Genomic DNA, 22199 nt, shown 5'->3' on the forward strand with positions numbered 1-22199 from the left:
TTATTTCCGGGTACAGTCCCTCTTCATGGCTGCCGGTACGCGCGATCGAATACTCGACGCCCTCGAGAAGTTGTTACTCGACGTCGGAATCGCCCAGGTGACACTCGAAGCAGTCGCCGCCGAAGCAGAGGTCTCCAAGGGTGGTCTGCTGTACCACTTCCCCAGCAAGGAAGCACTCCTCGCGGCGATGGTGCGTCGCCTGGGCGAGCGCGCCGACGCCCAGCTCGCCGACGCCGTCTCCGGCGGCACCTCGCTGTCCGAGTGGTATCTGCAGGTTCCGGATGCCAGCACGACCGAAGAGCTGGCCCTCTATCGATCCACCATCGCCGCATTGCGCAGCGTCGACGGACAACACGACGAGATCCAGCGAGCGGTGATCGAGGTCATGCGCGGCTGGGACGAAGGCCTGCACAGCGAAATCGACGACCCGGTGCAGGCCGAGATCGTCCGGCTGGTCGGCGACGGAATTTACCTCGCGGCCCTACTCGGACTCCCCCTGCCCGAGCCCGAGCTGTACAGCAAGGTCGTGGAGCGACTTCTGCAGAAGTAACTCAGGTGAGGTAGCGGTACGCCGGGCTACCCGGTTCCAGCCGCTCCACCTGCATCTGCGAGTGCTCCATCCGCTCGAGGAGGTCGCCGAGACCGTCCGCATTCCCCAACTCGATACCTACCAGGGCGGCGCCGGTCTCACGGTTGTTCCGTTTGACGTACTCGAACAGCGTGATGTCGTCCTCGGGACCGAGCACCTCGTCCAGGAATCGTCGCAGCGCGCCCGGTTCCTGCGGAAAATCGACGAGGAAGTAGTGCTTGAGACCGAGATGCACCAGCGACCGTTCCAGAATTTCGCCATAGCGCGAGACGTCGTTGTTGCCGCCCGAGACGAGGCACACCACCGTCGAACCGGGTTCGAACGTGATGCTGCCGAGGGCGGCGACGGACAGTGCGCCGGCGGGCTCGGCGATGATGCCCTCGTTCTGGTACAGCTCGAGCATCGTGGTGCACAGGGCACCTTCGTCGAGGTTCGTCATGACGAAGCTCTCCGGATCGAGTCGGATCGTCGACCCGTCAGCCTGCAGCAGCGCCGTATGCGAAACGACCTCGGCGCCGAGCGCGGACACGACGGCGAAGGGCAGGTCGCCGACCCGCTTCACCGAGGCACCGTCGACGAACGGGTCGATCTCCGACAGTGTGACCGGCGCCCCGGCCACCAGGGCGGCGGTCATCGACGCCGCGCCGGTCGGCTCCACGCCGACGAGCGCAGTCCGCGGCGCGTGAGCGTGAAGATAGGTCGCCATACCGGCGATGCACCCGCCTCCCCCGACCGGGACGACCACCGCGTCGGGAACAGTGTCGAGCTGCGCAAGGATCTCGGCGGCGATCGTCCCCTGGCCCGCCGCAGTGCGTGCGTCGTCGAACGGTGGGACCATCGTCGCCCCGGTGCGCAGCACATCGGCGGTGGCGGCAGCGGCCGCGGCATCGTAGGTCTCCCCCGTCAGAATGAGTTCGACGAACTCGCCGCCGTGCGCGCGGATGCGGTCGCGCTTCTGCTTCGGCGTACTGGACGGAACATAGATTCGTCCGACGATTCCCATTGCGCGGCAGGCGAAGGCCACTCCCTGCGCGTGATTGCCCGCGCTGGCCGTCACCACACCCGCCGCACGTTCGTCCGGGGCGAGTTGAGCCATCAGGTTGTAGGCGCCGCGCAGCTTGTAGGAGCGGACAACCTGTAGGTCCTCGCGCTTGAGGTAGACATTTGCTCCGGTCAGCGCCGACAGCCGCTCGCTCCATTGCAGCGGCGTGGCGTCGATCACGTGGGAAATTCGCTCGATCGCCGCGTCGATGTCGCCCACGGTCAGGGGCGAAGTGGTGTTGCGGGCTGCGGTATCGGGCGATGTGGACACCCGCATATGTTCCCACCACCACAGCCCGTCGTACCAGCCGGGGCAATTCTCAGGCGGGCTCGAGAACGAAGACGGGAATCTCCCGGTCGGTGTTCTTCTGATAATCGGCGTAGTTGGGGAACGCGGCGACTGCGCGCTCCCACCAGGACGCCTTCTCCTCGCCGGTCACCTCCCGGGCCACCATGTCCCGTTTCATGTGACCGTCCCGGAGCTCGACGTGCGGATCGGCCTTCACGTTGTAGTACCACACGGGGTTCTTCGGAGCGCCGCCGAGGGACGCCACGATCGCATACTTTCCGTCGTGCTCGACGCGCATCAGCGGGGTCTTGCGAAGCTTCCCGGACTTGGCGCCACGGGTGGTCAACAGGACGACGGGCAATCCATTGAGCGTCGTACCTTCGGTGCCGTTGCTCGATTCGATCAACTCCGCTTGATCTGCGGCCCACTTGGACGGACTGGGTTCGTATTCACCTGTGAGTGGCATGCGTCCAGTGAACCGCGACCATCCGGTCTGCGCCACCGAACGCTCCGAATCGACAGCGCGACCTCTAGTGTTCGTTGGACCGAACTCCCAGTTGCGCGTACCCTGATCGACACACACGGATCTACGAACAGCGAGGTGAACCCGCGATGACGACATCCGACACGCCGATCCCTCACGTCACCAGCAGCCGGGCTCCCCGCACCGTCGATCTCGCAGGTACCGCGTGGCCCCTCTACAAACTCGAAGCTCTCGCCGTCGGATTGCTGGTCTTTTTGGCCGTTCTGATCATCACCGAGGCCGTGCCGGTGGCCGTCCTCACCGCAGCCGCTGTCGCAGTGGTGGTCTGGTGGGTGCGCCGGCTCTTTCCCGACGCCCCACCCGAATAGGTCACACCGACAGACAGCTGGGCCCGAGCAGCGCCTTGAGGTCGCCCATCAACGCCGACGACGGCTCGACACGCAGCACGTCGTCGACCTTCCACAACGTGATCTCGGTTCCACCGATCAACCGCACATGCACGTCCGAGGTTCCCGGGTGCCGAGTGAGTACCTGCCGGAGTGCGCCCAGCTTGTCTTTGGTGCACTGACGCAACGGGAGGCTCACCGCCAGCGGTTTGGCGACACCGACGGCCGAAAGGTCCGGCACTGCAAGGTCGTTCGCGATAAGTGAGATGCGGTCGTCACGCACAGACACCCGCCCCTTGACGAGGACGACGGAATCCTCGGTGACGTCCATCCCGTAGACCGAGTACGCCTGCGGGAAGAACAGCACCTCGATACCGCCCGACAGATCCTCGAGCTGTGCCGACGCCCACGTCAGACCGTTCTTGTTGATCCGCCGGTTGACCGAGGCGAGAATACCGCCGACGGTGACCTGGGTGCCGTCCTTCACATCGCCTTCGAGAATGGTCGGAATCGCCGTGTCCGACTGGGCGGACAGGACGTGCTCGACGCCGTTGAGTGGATGCCCCGAAACGTAGAGCCCCAACATCTCGCGTTCCAACGCCAGTCGATGCTTGCTGTCCCATTCCTCGTCGGGAATCTTGACGTTGAACACCGACGAGATAGATTCGTCGGCGTCGTCGCCCCCGAACAGGTCGAACTGGCCGATGGCCTCCGCCTTCTTGGTACCCATCACTGCGTCGATCGCGTCGGCATGGACCAGCATGAGTCCCTTGCGGGGATGGCCGAGCGAGTCGAACCCACCCGCCTTGATCAACGATTCGGTGACCTTCTTGGAGCAGGCTGCGGCGTCGATCTTGTTGAGGTAGTCCGAGAAGTCGACGAACTTGGACTTCTCCTTCCTGGCCTTGATGATCGACGCGACCACATTGGCCCCGACGTTGCGCACCGCTCCCATGCCGAAGCGGATGTCTTCGCCGACCGAGGCGAAATTGACCTCCGACTCGTTCACATCGGGCGGCAACACCGTGATACCCATCTTGCGGCAGTCGGCGAGATAGATGGCGGCCTTGTCCTTGTCGTCACCCACCGAGGTGAGCAGGCCCGCCATGTACTCCGCGGGGTAGTTGGCCTTGAGATATCCCGTCCAGAACGACACCAGTCCGTACCCGGCGGCGTGGGACTTGTTGAAGGCGTAGCCGGCGAACGGGAGGATGGTGTCCCACAACGCCTTGATCGCCGGCTCGGAGAAGTTGTTGGCGAGCATGCCCTCGCGGAACCCGGCGTACGCCTCCTCCAGCACGGAGAGTTTCTTCTTACCCATGGCCCGACGGAGAATGTCGGCCTGCCCCAACGAGTACCCGGCCACCTTCTGAGCGATCTGCATGATCTGCTCCTGGTAGACGATCAGCCCGTAGGTGTCGGCGAGAATCTCCTTCAGGGGCTCTTCGAGCTCCGGGTGGATGGGCTTGACCTCTTGGCGGCCGTTCTTGCGGTCGGCATAGTCGTTGTGCGCGTTCATGCCCATCGGGCCCGGCCGATACAGCGCGAGCACCGCGACGATGTCCTCGAAGCCGGTGGGCTGCATGCGGCGCAGCAGATCCCTCATGGCGCTGCCGTCGAGCTGGAAGACACCGAGAGTGTCACCCCGCGAGAGCAATTCGTAGGTTGCCGGATCGTCGAGCGGTAGCGTGTCGAGGTCGAGGTCGATGCCTCGGTTGGCCTTGATGTTGTCGATGGCATCACCGATGACGGTGAGGTTTCGAAGGCCGAGGAAGTCCATCTTGAGGAGGCCGATGGCCTCACACGAGGGGTAGTCCCAACCGGTGATGATGGCGCCGTCCTGGGCGCGCTTCCACACCGGAATGGCGTCCATCAACGGCTCGGACGACATGATCACCGCGCAGGCGTGGACGCCCGCGTTGCGGATCAGGCCTTCGAGACCCTTGGCAGTCTGGTAGATCTTCGCGACGTCCGGGTTGGAGTCGATGAGGGCACGAACCTCCACCGCTTCCTTGTACCGCTCGTGATTCGGATCGGTGATACCCGACACCGAGATGTCCTTGGCCATGATCGGCGGCGGCAGCGCCTTGGTGATCTGATCGGCGATCGCGAATCCCGGCTGACCGAACTGGACCCTGGCGGAGTCCTTGATGGCCGCCTTCGTCTTGATGGTGCCGAACGTGATGACCTGAGCCACCCGGTCGCTTCCCCACTTGTCGGTGGCGTAGCGCACCATTTCACCGCGCCGACGGTCGTCGAAGTCGATATCGATATCGGGCATAGACACGCGTTCGGGGTTGAGGAACCGCTCGAACAGCAGACCGTGCGGGATCGGATCGATATTGGTGATACCCATCGCGTACGCCACGAGCGACCCTGCGGCGGAACCTCGGCCGGGACCGACGCGGATCCCCACCTCACGCGCGTGGTTGATCAGGTCACCGACGACGAGGAAGTATGCCGGGAAACCCATTTCGAGGATGACGCCGATCTCGTAATCGGCGCGGGCGAGGTACTCCTCGGGCGGTCCGTCGGGGAACCGGCGGTCCAGTCCGCGCATGACCTCCTTGCGCAGCCAGGTGCCCTGCGTCTCGCCCTCGGGAACAGGGAAGATCGGCATCCGGTCGTGGTGCGCCCACACGTCGTCGTACGACTGGACACGCTCGGCGATCAGCAGCGTGTTGTCGCACGCGCCGGGCACCTGGTCATCCCATAATGCCCGCATCTCCGCGGCGGACTTCAGGTAGTAGCCGTCGCCGTCGAACTTGAACCGGGTGGGATCGGACAGTGTCTTACCGGTCTGGATACAAAGGAGGGCCTCGTGGTTCTCCGCGGCGTCCTTGGTGACGTAGTGGCAGTCGTTGGTGGCGAGCGGCGGAATGTCGAGTTTCTTGCTGATCTCGAGCAGTCCCTCCCGGACCCGCCGCTCGATCGACAGACCGTGGTCCATCAGTTCGAGGAAGAAGTTGTCCTTGCCCCAGATCTCCTGCCACTTCGCGGCGGCTTCGAGGGCCTCCCGGTCGTGACCGAGCCGCAGGCGCGTCTGGATTTCACCGGACGGGCACCCGGTGGTGGCGATGATGCCCTCGTGGTAGGTGGCGATCAGCTCCTCGTCCATGCGCGCCCACTTGCCGAGCTGCCCCTCGATCGACGCGAGGGAGGACAGCTTGAACAGGTTTCGCAGACCGGTGGCGTTCTCCGCAACCATCGTCATGTGGGTGTACGCACCGCTACCGGAGACGTCGTCGGACTTCTGGCTGCGGTCGCCCCACAGAACCCTTTTGGTGTTGAAACGGGATTCGGGAGCAACGTAGGCCTCGATCCCGATGATCGGCTTGATGCCCTGCTTCTTCGCCACGTTGTAGAACTCGCTGGCACCGTACATGTTGCCGTGGTCGGTCATTCCCACCGCGGTCATTCCCAACCGCTCGGCCTCTTCGAACAGGGGGCCGACCTTGGCCGCACCGTCGAGCATCGAATACTCGGTGTGATTGTGCAGATGTACGAACGAGTCAGCCACGTGCGCCTCTCTGAAGGTCTGGGAGCCTCACGAGTGTAGGCCCTCGGACCGACACCACCCGTCGCTGCGGCGGGGTGTCGGCGAACTCGTGACGAGAGTTACTGGACGGGCTCCTGTGACGATCGCGCTGACCGTCTCCCGCGCCGAACACGCACCAGCGCATCGGTAGTGAAGATTGCAAGTGCCACCCAGATCAACGCGAATCCGATCCACCGGGAGGCCGGCATGTCCTCGTGCAGGACGGCGACGCCCCACATCATCTGCAGGGCCGGTGTCAAGTATTGCAACATTCCGAGGGTGCGCAGCGGCACCCGCTGCGCGGCAGCGCCGAACAGCAGCAGCGGAAGCGCGGTTACCGGGCCGGCGGCGATGAGGAGCAGGCTGTGACCTGGCCCGTGCCCGAGGAACGTGCCGGTGCCGATGACCGACAGGTAGACGAGGTAGCCGAGCGCGATCGGTCCCGCAACGATGCCTTCGGCGGTGAGACTGGTCCTCGGATCCAGAGGCATCACCTTCTTACAGAGCCCGTACAGCGCGAAGGACAGCGCCAGGGTGAGCGCGATGTACGGCGGATGTCCGTAGTCGACGGTGATCACGACGACCGCCGCGGCGGCGAGCGCGAGGGCCACGATCTGCGCCGGCACCAGACGCTCCCGGAAGATCACTACACCCAGCAGAACGCTCACCAGCGGGTTGATGAAGTAGCCGAGCGCAGTCTCGACCACCCGGTCCGACGTCACGCCGTAGATGTACGTGCCCCAGTTGATCGCGATCAACGCCGACGCCGCGGCGACGAGGAGCCATGTCCGCACCCCGAGTCCGCGCAGCGAGCGGATGCGCCCGGAAGCCCACAGCACCACGAGCATCAGGGCAAGCGTCCACACCACCCGATGGGCGAGAATCTCGACCGACCCTGCCGGGCCGAGAATTCCGAAGAACGCGGGAAACGCACCCCAGAGCGCGTAGGCACCGACTCCGCAGGCCACGCCGACGGTTTCCGCCTTCCGCGCTGTCACGGGCTACCACCGGATACCACCGCACCGTCGTCAGGGCCGGGCGAGACCGTCTCGGCTTGCTCAGGCAGAAGAGGCCGGACTGCGAAACGCCCGAACACCGCGTCGGCGTGCAACGCCTCGACAGCGCGAACCGCCGAGGTCGAGCGCAGTGCACCCAACCGGTCGAGGTCCCCGCGCACCACGATGCCGATCACACAGGCGCAGTCGCGCGCGAACTGCTGGGAGGACACCGCAGCAATGTTCCCCTGCCGGACCGTCTCGCCGGTCATGCGCTGGACCCGGGCGGACGCCAGGACGTGTGCGCGTTCGATCGCTGCGGCACCCGAGGCGACCGACACCGGAACGAGCGGCGTCTGGACCCGGTCGAGCGGAAGCCGGAACAGCAGCTGTGACACCCGCACCGTGGCCGCGACCTCGAGCACGGTTCCGGAGGACACCGGCCGGGCGAACGACACGAGGGCCCAGTGCTCGTTCCCGGGTGGCTGTTTCAGCGTTCCGGCCGCACGAGCCACATAATCGGACACCACTTCGCCGTTGTCCGGACCGAGAGCATCTGACGTGACGAGCGGGGCTCGAACCGGATTGGTGATTCCCAGCACGATCACCAGGAGCAACACCACCGCGATGGTGACACCGACCGGGACGGCGACTCCGGTCGGGCGGCCGCGGATCACCTCAGCTGGACCGGAGAACCTCGAGAGCATCCTCGAGGTCTTTCGGATACTTGGACGTGATTTCCACCCACCGCCCGTCCGCCGGATGCGCGAAGCCGAGCGATCGAGCGTGCAACCACTGGCGCTCGAGACCGAGCCGTTCGGCCAGCCGGGGGTCCGCGCCATAGGTGAGGTCACCGCAGCACGGATGCCGCAGAGCCGCGAAGTGCACGCGGATCTGGTGGGTCCGTCCCGTCTCGAGGTGAATGTCCAGCAGGCTCGCCGCCTGAAACGCCTCCACGGTGTCGTAGTGCGTGATGCTGGGCTTGCCGTCCGCGGTGACCGTGAACTTCCAGTCGTTGCTGCGATGCCGCCCGATCGGTGCGTCGATGGTTCCGCTACTCGGATCGGGGTGGCCCTGCACGAGGGCGTGATACCGCTTGTCGATGGTCCGCTGTTTGAATGCGCGCTTGAGAAGCGTGTAGGCGCGTTCGGACGTGGCCACGACCATCACGCCCGACGTGCCGACGTCGAGTCGATGGACGATGCCCTGCCGTTCGTGCGCACCCGACGTCGAAATCCGGAAACCTGCGGCGGCCAGGCCGCCGATCACCGTGGGGCCGGTCCAGCCCACACTGGCATGGGCGGCCACACCCACCGGCTTGTCGACTGCGACGACGTCGTCGTCGGCGTACAGAATTTCCATACCCTCGACGGGTTCCGCCTCGATCGTCAGCGGGCGCGGCGGCTCCGGGAGTTCCACCTCCAGCCACGTCCCGGCCGAGAGTCGATCGGATTTTCCGACGGGCGCTCCGTCGACGAGAACCGACCCGTCCTCGGTGAGCTGCGCGACCGCGGTCCTCGAGAGCCCGAGCAGTCGCGCGAGGCCGGCGTCGACCCGCATCGAGTCGAGCCCGTCCGGGACCGGCATCGACCGAGTTTCCCTCACTTCTTCTCCACCTTCCGAGTTCCGTCCGGTTCCAGGCCTATCAGGGTGAGCACGACGAGTAAGACCGCACCGCACACGATGCCGGAGTCGGCCACATTGAACACCGGCCACCAGCCGACGGAGACGAAGTCGACGACGTGCCCCTGCATCACTCCCGGTGCCCGGAAGAAGCGGTCGACGAGGTTGCCCAGGGCGCCACCGAGGACGAGTCCCAGACCGAGCGCCCACCACGGTGACCGCAGAGTCCGTCCGATGCGCACGACCCCGATGACCACACCGACGGCCACCAGCGTGAGCAACCACGTCATGCCCGTGGCCATCGAGAACGCGGCACCCGGGTTGCGCACGAGACGCAGCGTGACCACGTCGCCGATCACCCGAACCGACTCCCCCGGCTCGATTCTGGCAACGGCGAGCACCTTGGTCACGAGGTCGGTGATCAGCACGACACCGGCGATCACGAACAGCAACCGCATGCGCTGATACCGTGCAGCCGCGGGCGCGGAGGTGGTGGTCGTGTCGGTGTCGTTCGGGTCTTCGGCGGCGGTGTCGTTCTCGGCCGCGGGGTCTTGACTCACCCGTCCATCATCCACTACGCGGGCAAGCCGCCGTTCATGCGCTCCCGTGCCCACTAACCTGGGGGCGTGCCACTGTTCTCGAAAGCTTCGCGACCCGGTTCCTCTCTACTCGCCGCAACACTCTCCCTGGTCGCTCTGGCCGCGGGCTGTGGAAGTGACGACGACTCCTCGCAGGCAGGTCCCGCGGGAACCACGTCGACCACCGCCGAGGTGACGGTCCCCATCTCCGCGACGACCGTCCGGCTGACTCGGCCCGGTGACGAGCCGCGAGAGGTGCTTCAGCGCCGGCCTGCGGTAAACGTCGCCCAGCAGGTGCAGCTCACCACGGGCGCCGAGGTATTTCAGCGGATCGACGATCAGCCGGTCCAGGACTTCTCCTCCCCCGAGATCACGGTGCCCCTCACCGCGGTGGTCACACGCCCGACCGAGGACGCCGACGGGGCCATCGCCCTCGACCTCACGCTGGGCGCCGTGACGAGCCCGGACTCCCGCCTGGCGAGCGCCCTGGAAGCGAGCAAGGGATCCGGAGCCGGCTTCACGTTCGATTCGACCGGCGCGATCACCGCCCTTCGCCTCCGTCCGGCGGCCGAATCGCAGGACATAGCGCGTTCAGCGATCGAGCAGGCGTTCTATCAGGCCGTGTACCGCACGATCGCCTTCCCCGCCGAACCCGTCGGCATAGGAGCGCAGTGGACCATCCATCAGAAAGTCATGAGCGGCATCGCCCTGGATCAAACCACTGTCGCCACCCTCACCGCCCGCGACGGGAACCGGGTGACCATCGACTACACCGTCGACCAGACACCGCAGTCACCGATCTGGCAGCTCCCCGGTGAGGCGGGGACCCTCAACGTCGACCAGTACGTCATGCGGGGGGCGGGCACCACGACCGTCGATCTCGGCCTTCCGCTGCCAGTCGCCGGGACGGTGACCGTGTCCGGTGAGCAGCAATACAGTGACCCGGAAGGCGCCACCCTTCTGCGGCAGACCACCTCGAACCGGGTGCAGTGGGGATCCTGATGCGCGTTAGTGCCGTCGCTGCCGTACTGACAGCCCTCGCAGTGTCGGCGTGCTCGTCGGCCGCAGACGGCGAACCGGGACCCGACGAGTTCCTCGCACCGCTCGGCCCGATGGTCACGGCGCCCCCCGGCGCCGCCGGTGCTCCGTTCACCGATTCGGCTGTGCTGCGGGCCGCACTGATCGACGTCGGTGACCTTCCCGTCGGCTTCTCCCCCGTCGCCGACCCCGAGGAGGACCTCGGACTCCCGCCGGCCTCCGAGGCTGCGCAGTCCGACCAGTCGAGCACCGACCCGGCCCTGTGCAGCGCCGTCCTGTCCCCCGTTGCGGATCAGCATCCCGGCGCCGCCGCGTCCGCGTCCGCCTGGTTTCAGGGCCCGAACTTCACGACCGTCGATCAAGATGCAGCGAGCTACCCGACGGCCGCCGACGCGGCACAGGCGTTCACCGACATCCAGACCACCCTCGCCCAGTGCACCGGCTACTCCGGCACGGACGCCGACGGGGTGGACGTGCAGTACCGGGTCGGCGGCCGGGACGGACGACCGGCGGGCGATGCGTCGATCGGGTTCCGGCTCGTCACCACCAGTGACGGCTTCAGCCTCGTCTCGGATGTAGCCGTCGCGATGACCGGAAGCACCGTGACCCAGTTGGTAGCCACGGGGCAGGAGCCGATCGACGAGGGTGTCTTCGAGGACATGACGCACGCCGCCGTGGGCAAGCTCGCGTCCGCGCCTGCCAGCTGAGCGGCCGACTCGAAACGACCGATGCCGGCGTCCCGTGAAAGGGACGCCGGCATCGGCACCTCATCTCTATCGGTCCGTCGGGACCGGAATGTCTTCGATCAGGCGGGGCACGCCGGCGAGGTCAGCTGCGCGAGCGACACGATCTGGCACGCGGTGACCTTCGACAGCTTCCATTCGCCGTTCTCGCCCGGGATGAAGATCGCGGGCAGACCACCCTGCTGAACCTGGCCGTTGACAATCAGCTGCAGCTGGCCACTGGCGGTGCCGTCGCCGTTGTCGATGACCGGGTCGAGCACGGTGACCTCGGCGTTGTTCGCCTTGGCTGCGGCGGCGACCTGGTTGATCAGCTGAGGATCCTGCTCGGAGCCCTCGACCATGGCCGACTTCTCCTCGAGGGGCGTGTTGGGGTCGAGACCCTTGACGAGCAGAGCGTTGAGTTCGGCGGCGGTGGGCACCTCGATGGCTTCCGAGGTCTCGGCTGCGGAAGTCGTGGTGGTCGTGGTCTTGGTCGCCGTGTCGCTGTCGTCCGAACCACAGGCGGACATCGTGAGGGCTGCGGCGATCGCTACTGCGGCAACCGTGATCTTACGAAGCTTCAACTGAATAACCTCTTCATTCTCGGGTGTTCGTTCTCGGGCGAACTCAGCATCGAAGTGCTGCATCCTGGGGCAACATTACCCAAGGGTAAGCACCAGCCCCCGAGGCTACCTTCTCGCCGAGCCACCCTCCACTCCGTCCCAGCCAGGCCGGAGCCTCAGGCGAGGGAGCCTTCCACTCCCGCGTGCTCGAGGTGCTCGTCGTTCTCCTTGAAGGTGCGGGCTACGCCGGGACCTGTTGTGCGCGTTTCGAATCGGACGGTCACGACACCGTGCCCCGCCCCCTGGACCCACCCGTGCCCGAAGTCGGGGTGCCTCACATCCAGACCCGGATGCCATCGTCGATCGGGTTCGCGTGCCGGGATCGGCTGCCCGGGCGACACCGCGTCGCCGCCTTCGTTTCGCGTCGCCGCCGAGTCCGGATAGCCGGGCACGTCCAGATCCAGTTCGGGGAACAGCGAACCTTGCCGCACCGTCGACAGACCGGCGAAGCCGACCCCGACAAGGCGCACGGGACCGAGCTCGAGAGGGTCGATCACCTGCCGCTGAGCCGCGGCAACAAGGGTGGGACGGTCCAGGGTGGCGTAGGGCAAGGTGACCGACCGGGTGACGATGCTCATGTCCGCCTTCTTCAGCTTGAGCACCACCGTCCGGGCCGCGCGGCCGTCCTTCTGCAGGCGCGCGAAGGCGGAACCCGCACTCGACTCGACCGCTCCCCGCAGCTCCGCGAGGGTGACGATGTCGGTGGCATAGGTGGTCTCGGCACTGACCTGTTTCGACTCGGCCCGCTCGGCGACGGGCCGATTGTCGATCCCCCGCGCCAGCCGGTGCAGGCCCGGGCCGATCGTGGTGCCGAGAATGGAGGCCACCTCGGCTTCGGGAGTGCGCGCAAAACTTCCGATCGTCTCGATGCCGAGGCGTTTGAGCTTGTCCTCGGCGACGGGACCTATGCCCCACAACTTCCGCACAGGCAACCCGTCGAGCAACTCCTGCTGCTCCTCCGGCGCGATGACGGTGATTCCATTCGGCTTGGCAAGACCGGACGCGATCTTCGCCACCTGCTTGCCGGATCCCGCACCGATCGACGCGACCAGTCCGGATTCTTCGAAGACCAGGGCGCGCAGTCCCTCGCAGTACCGGCGGACAGTGGCCGGATCCGCCCCCGCCAGCTCCGCCGGTTCGCCGAACGCCTCGTCCATCGACAGCTGCTCGAGCACGGGCATGGGGCCACGCAGCGCATCGAACACGGACTTGCTCAACATCCCGTACAGCCGGCCGCGCGGTGGCAATACGACGGCACCGGGCCCGACGAGCCGCCGGGCCTGGTGCATCGGCATCGCGGAACGGGCACCGAACACCCGCGCCTCGTAACTGGCCCCGGCGACCACCCCGCGACCGCCGAGTCCACCGACGAGCACCGGGCGGCCACGCAGCGTCGGCCGGGTGAGCTGCTCCACGGAGGCGAAGAAGGCATCCATGTCGAGGTGCAGCACCCATCGACGACTCACCTGGTGCAACCTACCCGCGCGGTCCGACAGATCACACCTTCGAGATGGCCGCCCGCACACCCTCACCGAGCTCGACCGCGTCGGCGGGCGCCTCGGCGAGTTCGAGCTCGACAGCGAGGATCTCGCCCGCGATCAGGTCGCGGTGAGCACGTGCCCAGTCCCGCCGTTCGGCCGGGACCTCGAGCACCACGGTGATCCGGTCCGACACGTCGAGGCCCGCCGCCCGGCGCGCATCCTGCAACTCACGGATGCGGTCCTTCGCCCAGCCCTCGGCTTCGAGTTCCTCGGTGACGGCGGAGTCGAGGACCACCAGGCCGGCCCCGTCGGGCAGGGCTGCCGTCGACTCCGGTTCGGCGGCGACCAGCCGCTGCGTGTACTCCTCCGGCAGCAACTCGATCCCCGCCGCGGTGACGACGCCGTCCGAGTTCTCCGACCAGTCACCGGCCTTCACGGCCTTGATCACGGTCTGCACGTCCTTGCCCAGGCGCGGCCCCGCGGCACGCGCGTTGACGACGAGCTCGAAACGGCCGTGCACGTCCACATCCGTCGTGAGGTCGACCTTCTTCACATTCACCTCGTCGGCGATCAGTCCCAGGTAGGGGCGCAGACGCTCGGCGTCGTCCGCGGCCACCGTCACCTCCGGCAGCGGCAGCCGCACCCGCAGGTTCTGGGCCTTCCGCAGTCCCAGCACCGTCGAGCACACCGACCGCACCTCGTCCATCGCCGACACCAACTCCGCATCCGCCGGCAGCTGACCGTGGGCCGGCCAGTCCGCAAGATGCACGGACCGTCCGCCGGTCAGTCCCCGCCAGATGACCTCGCTGATCAGGGGCAGCAACGGAGCGGCGAGCCGGGTGACCACCTCGAGCACCGTGTGGAGGGTGTCGACGGCGTCCTTGTCCTCGTCCCAGAAGCGCGAACGCGACCGCCGCACATACCAGTTCGTCAGCGCGTCGCAGAACGTGCGCAGTTCGTCACACGCCCCGGCGATGTCGTTCGTCTCGAGCGCGCCGGTGATGGCGTCCCGGGTTCCGGCCAGCTTCGCGAGGATGTACCGGTCCAGGACGTTCGTCGAATCCGTGCGCCACTCACCGGACGTCGGCGCGTACAGCTGCAGGAAACTCCACGCGTTCCACAGCGGCAGCAGCGCCTGCCGGACACCCTCGCGGATGCCCTGTTCGGTGACGACGAGGTTCCCGCCGCGCAGGATCGGCGAGGACATGAGGAACCAGCGCATGGCGTCCGAGCCGTCCCGCTCGAACACCTCCTTCACGTCCGGGTAGTTGCCCTTGGACTTGCTCATCTTCAGTCCGTCTTCACCCAGGACGATGCCGTGAGCCGCAACGGTCTTGAAGGCGGGACGATCGAACAGCGCCGTCGCCAGCACGTGCAGCGTGTAGAACCAGCCGCGGGTCTGCCCGTTGTACTCGACGATGAAATCGCCCGGGAAGTGGCCGTCGAACCACTCACGGTTCTCGAACGGGTAGTGCACCTGCGCGTACGGCATCGAGCCGGACTCGAACCAGCAGTCGAGGACCTCGGGGACACGCCGCATCATCGACTTCCCGGTCGGGTCGTCCGGGTTCGGGCGCACCAGGTCGTCGATCATCGGCCGATGCAGATCCGTCGGCCGCACCCCGAAGTCGCGCTCGAGTTCGTCGAGCGAGCCGTACACGTCGGTCCGCGGATAGGCCGGGTCGTCGGAGACCCACACCGGGATGGGGCTGCCCCAGTACCGGTTACGGCTGATGTTCCAGTCTCGGGCACCCTCGAGCCACTTGCCGAACTGTCCGTCGCGGATGTGCTCCGGCACCCAGGTGATCTCCTGGTTCAGTTCCACCATGCGATCGCGGAACTTGGTGACCGCAACGAACCACGACGGGACCGCCATGTAGATGAGCGGCTGCCCGCTGCGCCAGCTGTGCGGATACGAGTGCTCAATCGTCTCGTGCCGCAGCAACTTTCCAGCAGCCTTGAGGTCCTTGATGATCGCAGGGTTCGCGTCGAACACCTGAAGCCCCTCGTAGGGCGGCACCATCGACGTGAACTTGCCACCCGCGTCGAGCGGCTGGACCAATTCGATGCCGTTGCGGAGGCAGTAGTCGTAGTCCTCCTCACCGAAAGCCGGGGCCATGTGCACGATTCCGGTACCGGACTCGGTGGTGACGTAGTCGGCCGAGATGACGCGATGCGCGTTCTCGTGACCGGCGAAGAAGTCGAACGGCGGGTCGTAGTGCAGTCCGATGAGGTCGGCCCCCGTGTGCTCGGACAGCACGTCCGGCGAGTCCCCGAGTTCCCGCGCGTAGTGGCCCAGACGATCGCGGGCGAGCACATAGCGTTTCCCGTCGAGACCCGACACCTGCACGTAGTCGATGTCGGGGTGCACCGCGATCGCGAGGTTGGACGGCAGAGTCCACGGCGTCGTGGTCCAGATGATCGCGTTCGCGCCATCCAGCGGGCCCTCACCGCGCAGCGGCATGTCGACGGTGACGGCCGGGTCCTGACGCATCTTGTACGCGTCGTCGAGTCGGGTCTCCTGATTAGACAGCGGCGTCTGCTCGTACCAGCTGTACGGCAGCACACGGAAACCCTGGTAGATCAGCCCCTTGTCGAACAACTCCTTGAAGGCCCACATGACCGACTCCATGAAGTCGAGGTCCAGGGTCTTGTAATCGTTGTCGAAGTCGACCCACCTGGCCTGACGGGTGACATAGTTGCGCCACTCGTCGGTGTATCGCAGAACCGAGGACTTGCAGTACTCGTTGAACTTCTCGAGACCCATGACGTCGATCTCGGACTTGTCCTTGATGCCGAGCTGCTTCTCCGCCTCGAGTTCGGCCGGAAGGCCGTGGCAGTCCCAGCCGAACCGGCGCTCGACCTTCTTGCCGCGCATGGTCTGAAAACGTGGGATGAGGTCTTTGACATACCCGGTCAACAGGTGACCGTAGTGCGGAAGACCGTTGGCGAACGGCGGGCCGTCGTAGAAGACGAATTCCTCGGCACCTTCACGCTGTGTCACGGACGCCCGGAATGTGTCGTCCTCGTCCCACCCTGCGAGCACACGCTGCTCCACCTGAGGGAACTTGACGCCCGCATCCTGCGGAACGCCGTAATCGACCTTCGGGTAGGACTCGTTGGTGCTGGTGACGTTACTGGTGGTGCTCACCGCGATCTCCTCGTGCCTGACGTACTCGGCACGGGGACGACGGGGACGCCTCCTGCGTCACCACCGCGGTACCACCCCGCTTGCACTCCGAGGAGTGCCTCTCACTAGCGGGCTGTGACGGGCCCACCCGTTCGGTTCTACTGAGCCCGCGTACGGCCGTTCTTCCGAAGGCTCCCCGGTGATGGCCGGATCGACGCCGTGGTTGTCTCGCTATCTGAAATTGCTCGCTCTACGTAGTGTAGTCGTCCTCGCCGTGGGGAAACCGGCGCGGTCAGTCACTCGACGGGTCGGTGGGCGGAACTGAATCGGTACCGCGGCCGGACACCGCTGCCGTCCGCCTGCCCGCGAGGGCACTGATCAGCAGCAGCACCGCACCCGCGACGCACACCACGATGCATCCCCAGGCCCAGATGACCGAACCGGTCATCAGAGCGACCACCAGGAGGGCGAACCCCACGGCTGCAAGAACGAGTGTCACGACCAGCACGGCTCAACCTCTATCCGGGCCGCTGGCTGGGCAACTACCGCACGCTCAGTCAGCTATTGCCCTTGGCGTAGGACTGGCTGTAATTCGACTGCGATCCGCCCTGCGCGAACGAATCCTGACCACCGTCCACCGGAACGGCGGAACCCCGCTGCTCCAGCTCCTCGAGCTGCGACTCCAGGTACGACTTCAGCCGCACGCGGTATTCACGCTCGAAGGTCTTGAGCTGCTCGATACGACCCTCCAGCACCGACCGCTGCTGGTTGATCGTCGCCATGATTTCGGTGTGCTTCTTCTCCGCGTCGGCCTGCAGTGCGTCGGCCTTCTCCTTGGCCTGCCGCAGCTGGGTCTCGGAACGGGTCTGCGCGTCCGTGATCAGCGCCTCGGACTTCTGCCGAGCATCCGCGATCATCGATTCCGAACGCTGCCGCGCGTCGCTGACCAGCTGCTCCGAATTGGTGCGAGCATTGCCGAGGAGCTGCTCGGATTCGGTCTTCGCATCGCTGGTGAGACGATCGGCCATCTCCTGGGCGAGCCCGAGCACCTTGGCGGCCTGCATGTGAGCGTCCGCTCCCTGCGGTGCCGCCTGCGGAGCCGCAGCGGCCGGGGCCGGTGCGGGCGCCGGCGCCTTGGGCTGCTCGACGACACGAGCGGGCTCCGCCTTGGGCGCAGGTGTTGATGCTGCGCCGGACGGACGCGGGGCCTTCTTCGCATCGGCGAGTTCCTTGTCGAGCTCACCCACTCGCTGCCGAAGGTCGGCGTTCTCCTCGATCAGGCGCGACAACTCTTGCTCGACAAGGTCGAGAAACGCATCGACCTCATCTTCGTTGTAGCCCCGCTTACCGATCGGCGGCTTGCTGAACGCGACATTGTGCACATCAGCTGGAGTCAGCGGCATGGAAGGATCCCTTCACGCGTCATTTGGCGGTCTAGCAAGCATTCAGTTACAGCGCAGTCTACGTAACGGTGAACCAACACTGGATCAATGGGGTCCATTCTGTCACACCAGACCCGTAGCACGCGCTTGCCCCTGAACGATCGACATCAGGATGAAGACGATGAACAGCAAGACCATGATGGATAGATCCAACCGCACCCCGCCGAGATTTATCGGGGGGATCAACCGCCGCAGCAGCTTGACCGGCGGATCTGTGACCGTAAATATCGCCTCGAGAATGACGACCACGACGCCGGTCGGCCGCCAGTCCCGAGCGAAGGTCCGTACGAACTCGACGATGATTCTGCCGATGAGAAGCAGCCAGAAAACGAACAGTATCAAATAGATCACCGAGAACAAGGCCACACCTTCACTCTGCCTGAAACAGTTCGGTCTATCAAAACGGGCCGCCTGGCCAGGGCACTCTGCACCTCAGCCATCGCAGCCCGCGTGATGTCCGACCGCCCTGATCCCGATGATCGCCCTTCGGTTCTCTCTGACCGCTTCGCCTATGTCTGCTGCCCGCAGTGCCTATGTCTGCTGCACGCCGTGCTACTTCTGACTGTAGAAGCCCGTCTCGGCGATCCGGCGGCGCTCCTCGGCCGAGACGTCGATGTCGGCAGGTGAGAGCAAGAACACCTTCGTTGCCACCTTGTCGAAGGAGCCCCGCAAGGCGAACGCCAGGCCCGCCGCGAAGTCGACGAGACGCTTCGCGTCGGCGTTGCTCATCTCCACGAGGTCCATGATGACCGGGGTGCCGTCGCGGAACCGCTCACCGATGGTGCGCGCCTCGCTGTAGTCGCGGGGCCGCAGCGTCGTGATCTTCGAGAGCGGACCGCCCTCGTCGAAGAGAGGTCCGCGGCGGCTTTCCACCCGCTCGGATCGAGTATCGACAGCGAGCGCACCGCGGGTGCTTCCCCGGACCGACCCACTCACGCCGGGGCGCGCCGAACGCACAGCCACAGGCTCGACCCGCGACGCGTGCCGCGGGCCTTCGTAGCGGTCGAACTCGTCGTCGAGATCGTCGCGCCTACCCGGGGCATACGCCGCCTTGCTGAACGAAGGCTCGGCGAAGTCCCGGTCGTCGCGGTCGAGATACGGATCACGTCCACCGTCCCGTACCGGGCGTGCAGGCCTGCGCGCAGGCTCCGGCTCGTCCAGGTACTCGTCCTCGTAGTCGTCGAGGGGAACCATGCCGAAGTAAGCCTTGAACTTGTGCAGACTGCTCATTGATCGACCTTCCTTGGCGCGGCGGACAGGATCCCGCTACGACCGGTCGCAGCGGTGTGGACGGGTTGGCGATCACCCAGCCGACTTTCCTTCGAGGCTCGCCTCGGCGATCATTTCGAGGTTATAGGCCTCGCGCCCAACAGAGCGGTTCCGACACGCACGCACGTCGACCCGTGTCGGACAGCGTGCTCGAGATCATTCGTCATCCCCGCTGAGAGCTCCGTCGCATCGGGATGCTCCAGGCACAACCGGGCGTGAATGTTGTGCAGCTCCTCGAATGCCGCATCCGGGTCGGCCTCGATCGGCGGGACGGCCATCAAACCCCGGAATTCGAGGTGTGGAGCCGACCGAACCTGCGCCGCAAGGTTTTCGAGATCGCCCACCACAGCGCCGCCACGCTGGGGATCACCGTCGAGGCTGACCTGGAGCAAAACCCGGAGCGGCTCCGTGCGTTCTCCCGCCTCGACGGCAGCGGTCGCTGCCTTACCGAGCGCGCCGACCAGTCGCTCGCTGTCCACCGAGTGAATTGCGTACGCCCACTGAGCGATCGCCCGGGCCTTGTTGCGTTGCAGGTGGCCGATCATGTGCCACCGCACCGCCGGGTCCGGAACTCGGGCGCGGAACTCGCCGATCTTCGCGGTCGCTTCCTGCTCCCGCGACTCACCGAACTCGCGGCAACCGAGTTCATAGAGGATGCGGGCATCGGACTCCGGGAAAAACTTGGTGACCGGGAGGAGCGTCACTTCCGAGGGTTCACGTCCCGCCGCACGGCACGCCGCATCCAACCGCTCGCGGACAGCCCCGAGCGCACCCGAGATCTGCGCGACACGATCGCTCGCCTCCGGAACACGGTCGCCCGCTCCGCTCGCCTCCGGAACACGGTCGCCCGCTCCGCTCGCCTCCGGAACACGGTCGCCCGCTCCGCTCGCCTCCGGAACACGGTCGCCCGCTCCGCTCGCCTCCGGAACACGGTCACCCGCTCCGCTCACCTCCGGCACACGATCCATCGCCGTCAACTCCCACACCCTCTCGCGCGCCTACCTGCCGCCCTGCCCAGTATCCATCCAGATAACCGCTGCGAGCCGGCCGGTCGGTGCCTCCCGCCGATGACTGAAGAGGGTCCGGTCCTCGATGGTGCAGCGCGGATCCTCGGCGACACCCGACACTCCCGCGTCGAGCAGTTGCCTGCGGATGCCGGCCCGCAGGTCGAGACCGGGAGTCCCCTTCACCGTGCGGGTGGCACTGCCGGGAAGGTACTTTTCGACATCCGCCTGCATCGCGGCGGGAACCTCGTACTGGCGTCCACTCGCGGCCGGGCCGAGGAAGGCACCGATCCGTCCGATCCGGGCGCCCTGCTCCACCATCACCTCGAGAACCCGGGGGACGATACCGATGCGTGCACCGATCCGCCCGGCGTGCACGGCCGCGATGACGCCCGCCTCCTCGTCGGAGAGCAGGACGGGCACACAGTCGGCGCTGAGTGTGGCCAGCGCCAAACCCGGGACCGTGGTCACCAACGCGTCTGTTGCCGGCACAGCCGTATCGGTAGGTCTGTCGACCACCGTCACCGTGCGACTGTGGATCTGTTCCATCCAGATCAGGTGGTCGAACGGAACACCGATCTTGTCGGCCAGCCGACGACGGTTGGCCTCTACCGCGCCGGGGTCGTCCCCCACGTGGTCACCCAGATTGAAGGACTCGTACGGTCCGACGGAGTGCCCACCCGCACGTGCGGTGACGACGCGGCGAACCCGGAATCCGGGACCCGACGGCGAAGTCAACGACGCATGAAGGAGGGCACGTCGACGTCGTCTTCGCCCTCCTCGTCGGACACCGGCACGGGCCGGGAAGAGCCGTTTCCGGACAAAGGAGGCAGACTGCTCGCGCTGTGCGAGCTGATCGTCTCGCGTGTCACGGACATCGGCTCACCGCCCTGCGGCTCCGCGCCCTGGTTCACTTCACCCGCGCGTCCGGCCCCGATGGCGCTGCGGCCGGCGGCGGTGGACTCGACCGGACGACGGGCAGGCGTGCCGCCGTCGAATCCGGCGGCGATGACGGTGACCCGCACCTCGTCACCCAGCGAGTCGTCGATCACGGTGCCGAAGATGATGTTGGCATCGATGTGCGCCGCTTCCTGGACGAGCGAGGCGGCCTCGTTGATCTCGAACAGTCCGAGGTCGCTGCCACCCGCGATCGACAGCAGGACGCCGCGCGCACCCTCCATCGATGCTTCGAGGAGAGGTGAGTTGATCGCGGACTCGGCAGCCTTGATGGCACGCCCCTCACCGCGCGAGGACCCTATGCCCATCAGCGCGCTGCCGGCCCCGGACATGACGCCCTTGACGTCGGCGAAGTCGACATTGATCAGACCCGGGGTGGTGATGAGGTCGGTGATCCCCTGAACACCGTTGAGGAGGACTTCGTCGGCGCTGCGGAACGCATCCATGAGGCTCACCGCGGCGTCACCGAGCTGGAGAAGGCGGTCGTTCGGGATGACGATGAGGGTGTCGCACGATTCGCGCAGCGACTGGATGCCGGTGTCCGCCTGACCGCCGCGACGCTTGCCCTCGAACGAGAAGGGCCGGGTCACCACACCGACGGTGAGGGCCCCGAGCTTGCGCGCGATACTCGCGACGACGGGGGCGCCACCGGTACCCGTACCACCGCCCTCACCGGCCGTGACGAACACCATGTCGGCGCCCTTGAGCACTTCCTCGATCTCGTCCTTGTGGTCTTCTGCGGCCTTGCGGCCGACTTCGGGATCCGCGCCGGCTCCGAGCCCGCGGGTGAGTTCGCGGCCGACGTCGAGCTTGACGTCGGCATCACTCATCAGCAGCGCTTGCGCGTCGGTGTTGACGGCAATGAACTCGACTCCCTTGAGTCCCTGCTCGATCATCCGGTTGACTGCGTTCACGCCGCCGCCGCCGATGCCGACGACCTTTATTACGGCGAGGTAGTTGTGCGGGGGCGTCATCGGCTCTCGCCTTCCATGAGGGTGTATCACGCTTTC

Annotated in this window: 21 protein-coding genes; 4 read left to right on the plus strand and 17 right to left on the minus strand. The window is 66.2% G+C overall.

The genetic code is table 11. The annotated features are described in order from the left end of the window. The first annotated feature begins 25 nt into the window (after positions 1-25). Positions 26-550: a TetR/AcrR family transcriptional regulator gene (locus JQT59_RS24960; protein ID WP_213572403.1), complete on the plus strand. Its 525-nt coding sequence runs from the start codon at positions 26-28 to the stop codon at positions 548-550. A 1-nt stretch (position 551) separates the two neighbouring features. On the opposite strand, the gene ilvA is transcribed toward JQT59_RS24960, so the two are convergent. Beyond that, the gene (gene ilvA / locus JQT59_RS24965; protein WP_159921751.1) at positions 552-1901 is read right to left on the minus strand and encodes a threonine ammonia-lyase IlvA; all 1350 of its coding nucleotides are present in this window, start codon (positions 1899-1901) and stop codon (positions 552-554) included. A 49-nt stretch (positions 1902-1950) separates the two neighbouring features. Next, positions 1951-2385 carry a nitroreductase family deazaflavin-dependent oxidoreductase gene (locus JQT59_RS24970; protein WP_213572404.1) on the minus strand — a complete coding sequence of 145 codons (435 nt, stop codon included), beginning with the start codon at positions 2383-2385 and terminating at the stop codon, positions 1951-1953. A 146-nt stretch (positions 2386-2531) separates the two neighbouring features. On the opposite strand from JQT59_RS24970, the gene JQT59_RS24975 reads away from it, so the two are divergent. Then, positions 2532-2771 (plus strand): hypothetical protein, encoded by a 240-nt coding sequence (locus JQT59_RS24975; RefSeq protein ID WP_213572405.1) that lies wholly within the window; start codon positions 2532-2534, stop codon positions 2769-2771. 1 nt (position 2772) lies between these two features. On the opposite strand, the gene dnaE is transcribed toward JQT59_RS24975, so the two are convergent. From dnaE to lspA, 5 genes are all read right to left on the minus strand, one after another. Next, positions 2773-6309, minus strand: a complete 3537-nt coding sequence (dnaE, locus tag JQT59_RS24980) for a DNA polymerase III subunit alpha (RefSeq protein ID WP_213572406.1) — start codon at positions 6307-6309, stop codon at positions 2773-2775. A 98-nt stretch (positions 6310-6407) separates the two neighbouring features. After that, positions 6408-7325, minus strand: a complete 918-nt coding sequence (gene rarD, locus JQT59_RS24985) for an EamA family transporter RarD (protein WP_213572407.1) — start codon at positions 7323-7325, stop codon at positions 6408-6410. Further along, entirely contained in the window at positions 7322-8029 is a 708-nt protein-coding gene (locus JQT59_RS24990) for a hypothetical protein (RefSeq protein ID WP_249353822.1), read from the minus strand. Before JQT59_RS24990 ends, rarD begins: the two co-directional genes overlap by 4 nt. Beyond that, entirely contained in the window at positions 8001-8909 is a 909-nt protein-coding gene (locus JQT59_RS24995; RefSeq protein ID WP_201453613.1) for an RluA family pseudouridine synthase, read from the minus strand. Before JQT59_RS24995 ends, JQT59_RS24990 begins: the two co-directional genes overlap by 29 nt. 14 nt (positions 8910-8923) lie before the next feature. Then, positions 8924-9520, minus strand: coding sequence for a signal peptidase II (gene lspA / locus JQT59_RS25000; RefSeq protein WP_201453562.1), 597 nt, complete (start codon positions 9518-9520; stop codon positions 8924-8926). Between the two features lie 51 nt (positions 9521-9571). Here lspA and JQT59_RS25005 point away from each other — a divergent pair, with 51 nt between their 5' ends. Together JQT59_RS25005 and JQT59_RS25010 are read left to right on the plus strand one after the other, a co-directional pair. After that, positions 9572-10525 (plus strand): hypothetical protein, encoded by a 954-nt coding sequence (locus JQT59_RS25005; protein WP_213572408.1) that lies wholly within the window; start codon positions 9572-9574, stop codon positions 10523-10525. Then, complete coding sequence (locus JQT59_RS25010; protein WP_213572409.1) at positions 10525-11268, plus strand: sensor domain-containing protein; 744 nt, start codon at positions 10525-10527, stop codon at positions 11266-11268. The genes JQT59_RS25005 and JQT59_RS25010 overlap by 1 nt, the downstream gene beginning before the upstream one ends. Positions 11269-11366: 98 nt before the next feature. Here JQT59_RS25010 and JQT59_RS25015 read toward each other — a convergent pair whose 3' ends face one another. From JQT59_RS25015 to ftsZ, 10 genes are all read right to left on the minus strand, one after another. Continuing rightward, positions 11367-11867 (minus strand): WKL family lipoprotein, encoded by a 501-nt coding sequence (locus JQT59_RS25015; RefSeq protein WP_213572410.1) that lies wholly within the window; start codon positions 11865-11867, stop codon positions 11367-11369. A 155-nt stretch (positions 11868-12022) separates the two neighbouring features. Beyond that, positions 12023-13372, minus strand: coding sequence for a DNA polymerase IV (locus JQT59_RS25020; RefSeq protein WP_455431403.1), 1350 nt, complete (start codon positions 13370-13372; stop codon positions 12023-12025). Positions 13373-13403: 31 nt separating this feature from the next. Further along, positions 13404-16538, minus strand: a complete 3135-nt coding sequence (gene ileS / locus JQT59_RS25025; RefSeq protein WP_213572411.1) for an isoleucine--tRNA ligase — start codon at positions 16536-16538, stop codon at positions 13404-13406. A 271-nt stretch (positions 16539-16809) separates the two neighbouring features. Next, positions 16810-17025, minus strand: coding sequence for a hypothetical protein (locus tag JQT59_RS25030; protein WP_213572412.1), 216 nt, complete (start codon positions 17023-17025; stop codon positions 16810-16812). A 49-nt stretch (positions 17026-17074) separates the two neighbouring features. After that, positions 17075-17920: a DivIVA-like cell division protein Wag31 gene (gene wag31 / locus JQT59_RS25035; RefSeq protein WP_159921729.1), complete on the minus strand. Its 846-nt coding sequence runs from the start codon at positions 17918-17920 to the stop codon at positions 17075-17077. 102 nt (positions 17921-18022) lie between these two features. Then, a complete protein-coding gene (locus JQT59_RS25040; RefSeq protein ID WP_005247609.1) occupies positions 18023-18325 on the minus strand; it encodes a YggT family protein in 303 nt (100 codons plus the stop codon). A 186-nt stretch (positions 18326-18511) separates the two neighbouring features. Next, a complete protein-coding gene (locus JQT59_RS25045) occupies positions 18512-19189 on the minus strand; it encodes a cell division protein SepF (protein ID WP_159921727.1) in 678 nt (225 codons plus the stop codon). Between the two features lie 110 nt (positions 19190-19299). Then, positions 19300-20196 (minus strand): YggS family pyridoxal phosphate-dependent enzyme, encoded by an 897-nt coding sequence (locus JQT59_RS25050; RefSeq protein WP_213572413.1) that lies wholly within the window; start codon positions 20194-20196, stop codon positions 19300-19302. Between the two features lie 30 nt (positions 20197-20226). Then, complete coding sequence (pgeF, locus tag JQT59_RS25055; protein ID WP_109329282.1) at positions 20227-20970, minus strand: peptidoglycan editing factor PgeF; 744 nt, start codon at positions 20968-20970, stop codon at positions 20227-20229. Next, positions 20967-22163, minus strand: a complete 1197-nt coding sequence (gene ftsZ, locus JQT59_RS25060) for a cell division protein FtsZ (RefSeq protein ID WP_109329280.1) — start codon at positions 22161-22163, stop codon at positions 20967-20969. Before ftsZ ends, pgeF begins: the two co-directional genes overlap by 4 nt. Positions 22164-22199 lie beyond the last annotated feature (36 nt).

It is taken from the genome of Rhodococcus sp. USK13, from assembly GCF_018343855.1.
In the GTDB taxonomy this organism is placed as follows: Bacteria; Actinomycetota; Actinomycetes; order Mycobacteriales; family Mycobacteriaceae; genus Rhodococcus_F; species Rhodococcus_F oxybenzonivorans.

Bases quoted from the DNA above. Each gene is read 5' to 3' on its own strand.
- JQT59_RS24960 (WP_213572403.1), top strand. From the start codon at position 26: ATGGCTGCCGGTACGCGCGATCGAATACTCGACGCCCTCGAGAAGTTG.
- JQT59_RS24970 (WP_213572404.1), bottom strand. From the start codon at position 2,385: ATGCCACTCACAGGTGAATACGAACCCAGTCCGTCCAAGTGGGCCGCA.
- JQT59_RS24975 (WP_213572405.1), top strand. From the start codon at position 2,532: ATGACGACATCCGACACGCCGATCCCTCACGTCACCAGCAGCCGGGCT.
- JQT59_RS24990 (WP_249353822.1), bottom strand. From the start codon at position 8,029: ATGCTCTCGAGGTTCTCCGGTCCAGCTGAGGTGATCCGCGGCCGCCCG.
- JQT59_RS24995 (WP_201453613.1), bottom strand. From the start codon at position 8,909: ATGCCGGTCCCGGACGGGCTCGACTCGATGCGGGTCGACGCCGGCCTC.
- JQT59_RS25010 (WP_213572409.1), top strand. From the start codon at position 10,525: ATGCGCGTTAGTGCCGTCGCTGCCGTACTGACAGCCCTCGCAGTGTCG.
- wag31 (WP_159921729.1), bottom strand. From the start codon at position 17,920: ATGCCGCTGACTCCAGCTGATGTGCACAATGTCGCGTTCAGCAAGCCG.
- JQT59_RS25045 (WP_159921727.1), bottom strand. From the start codon at position 19,189: ATGAGCAGTCTGCACAAGTTCAAGGCTTACTTCGGCATGGTTCCCCTC.
- JQT59_RS25050 (WP_213572413.1), bottom strand. From the start codon at position 20,196: ATGGATCGTGTGCCGGAGGTGAGCGGAGCGGGTGACCGTGTTCCGGAG.
- ftsZ (WP_109329280.1), bottom strand. From the start codon at position 22,163: ATGACGCCCCCGCACAACTACCTCGCCGTAATAAAGGTCGTCGGCATC.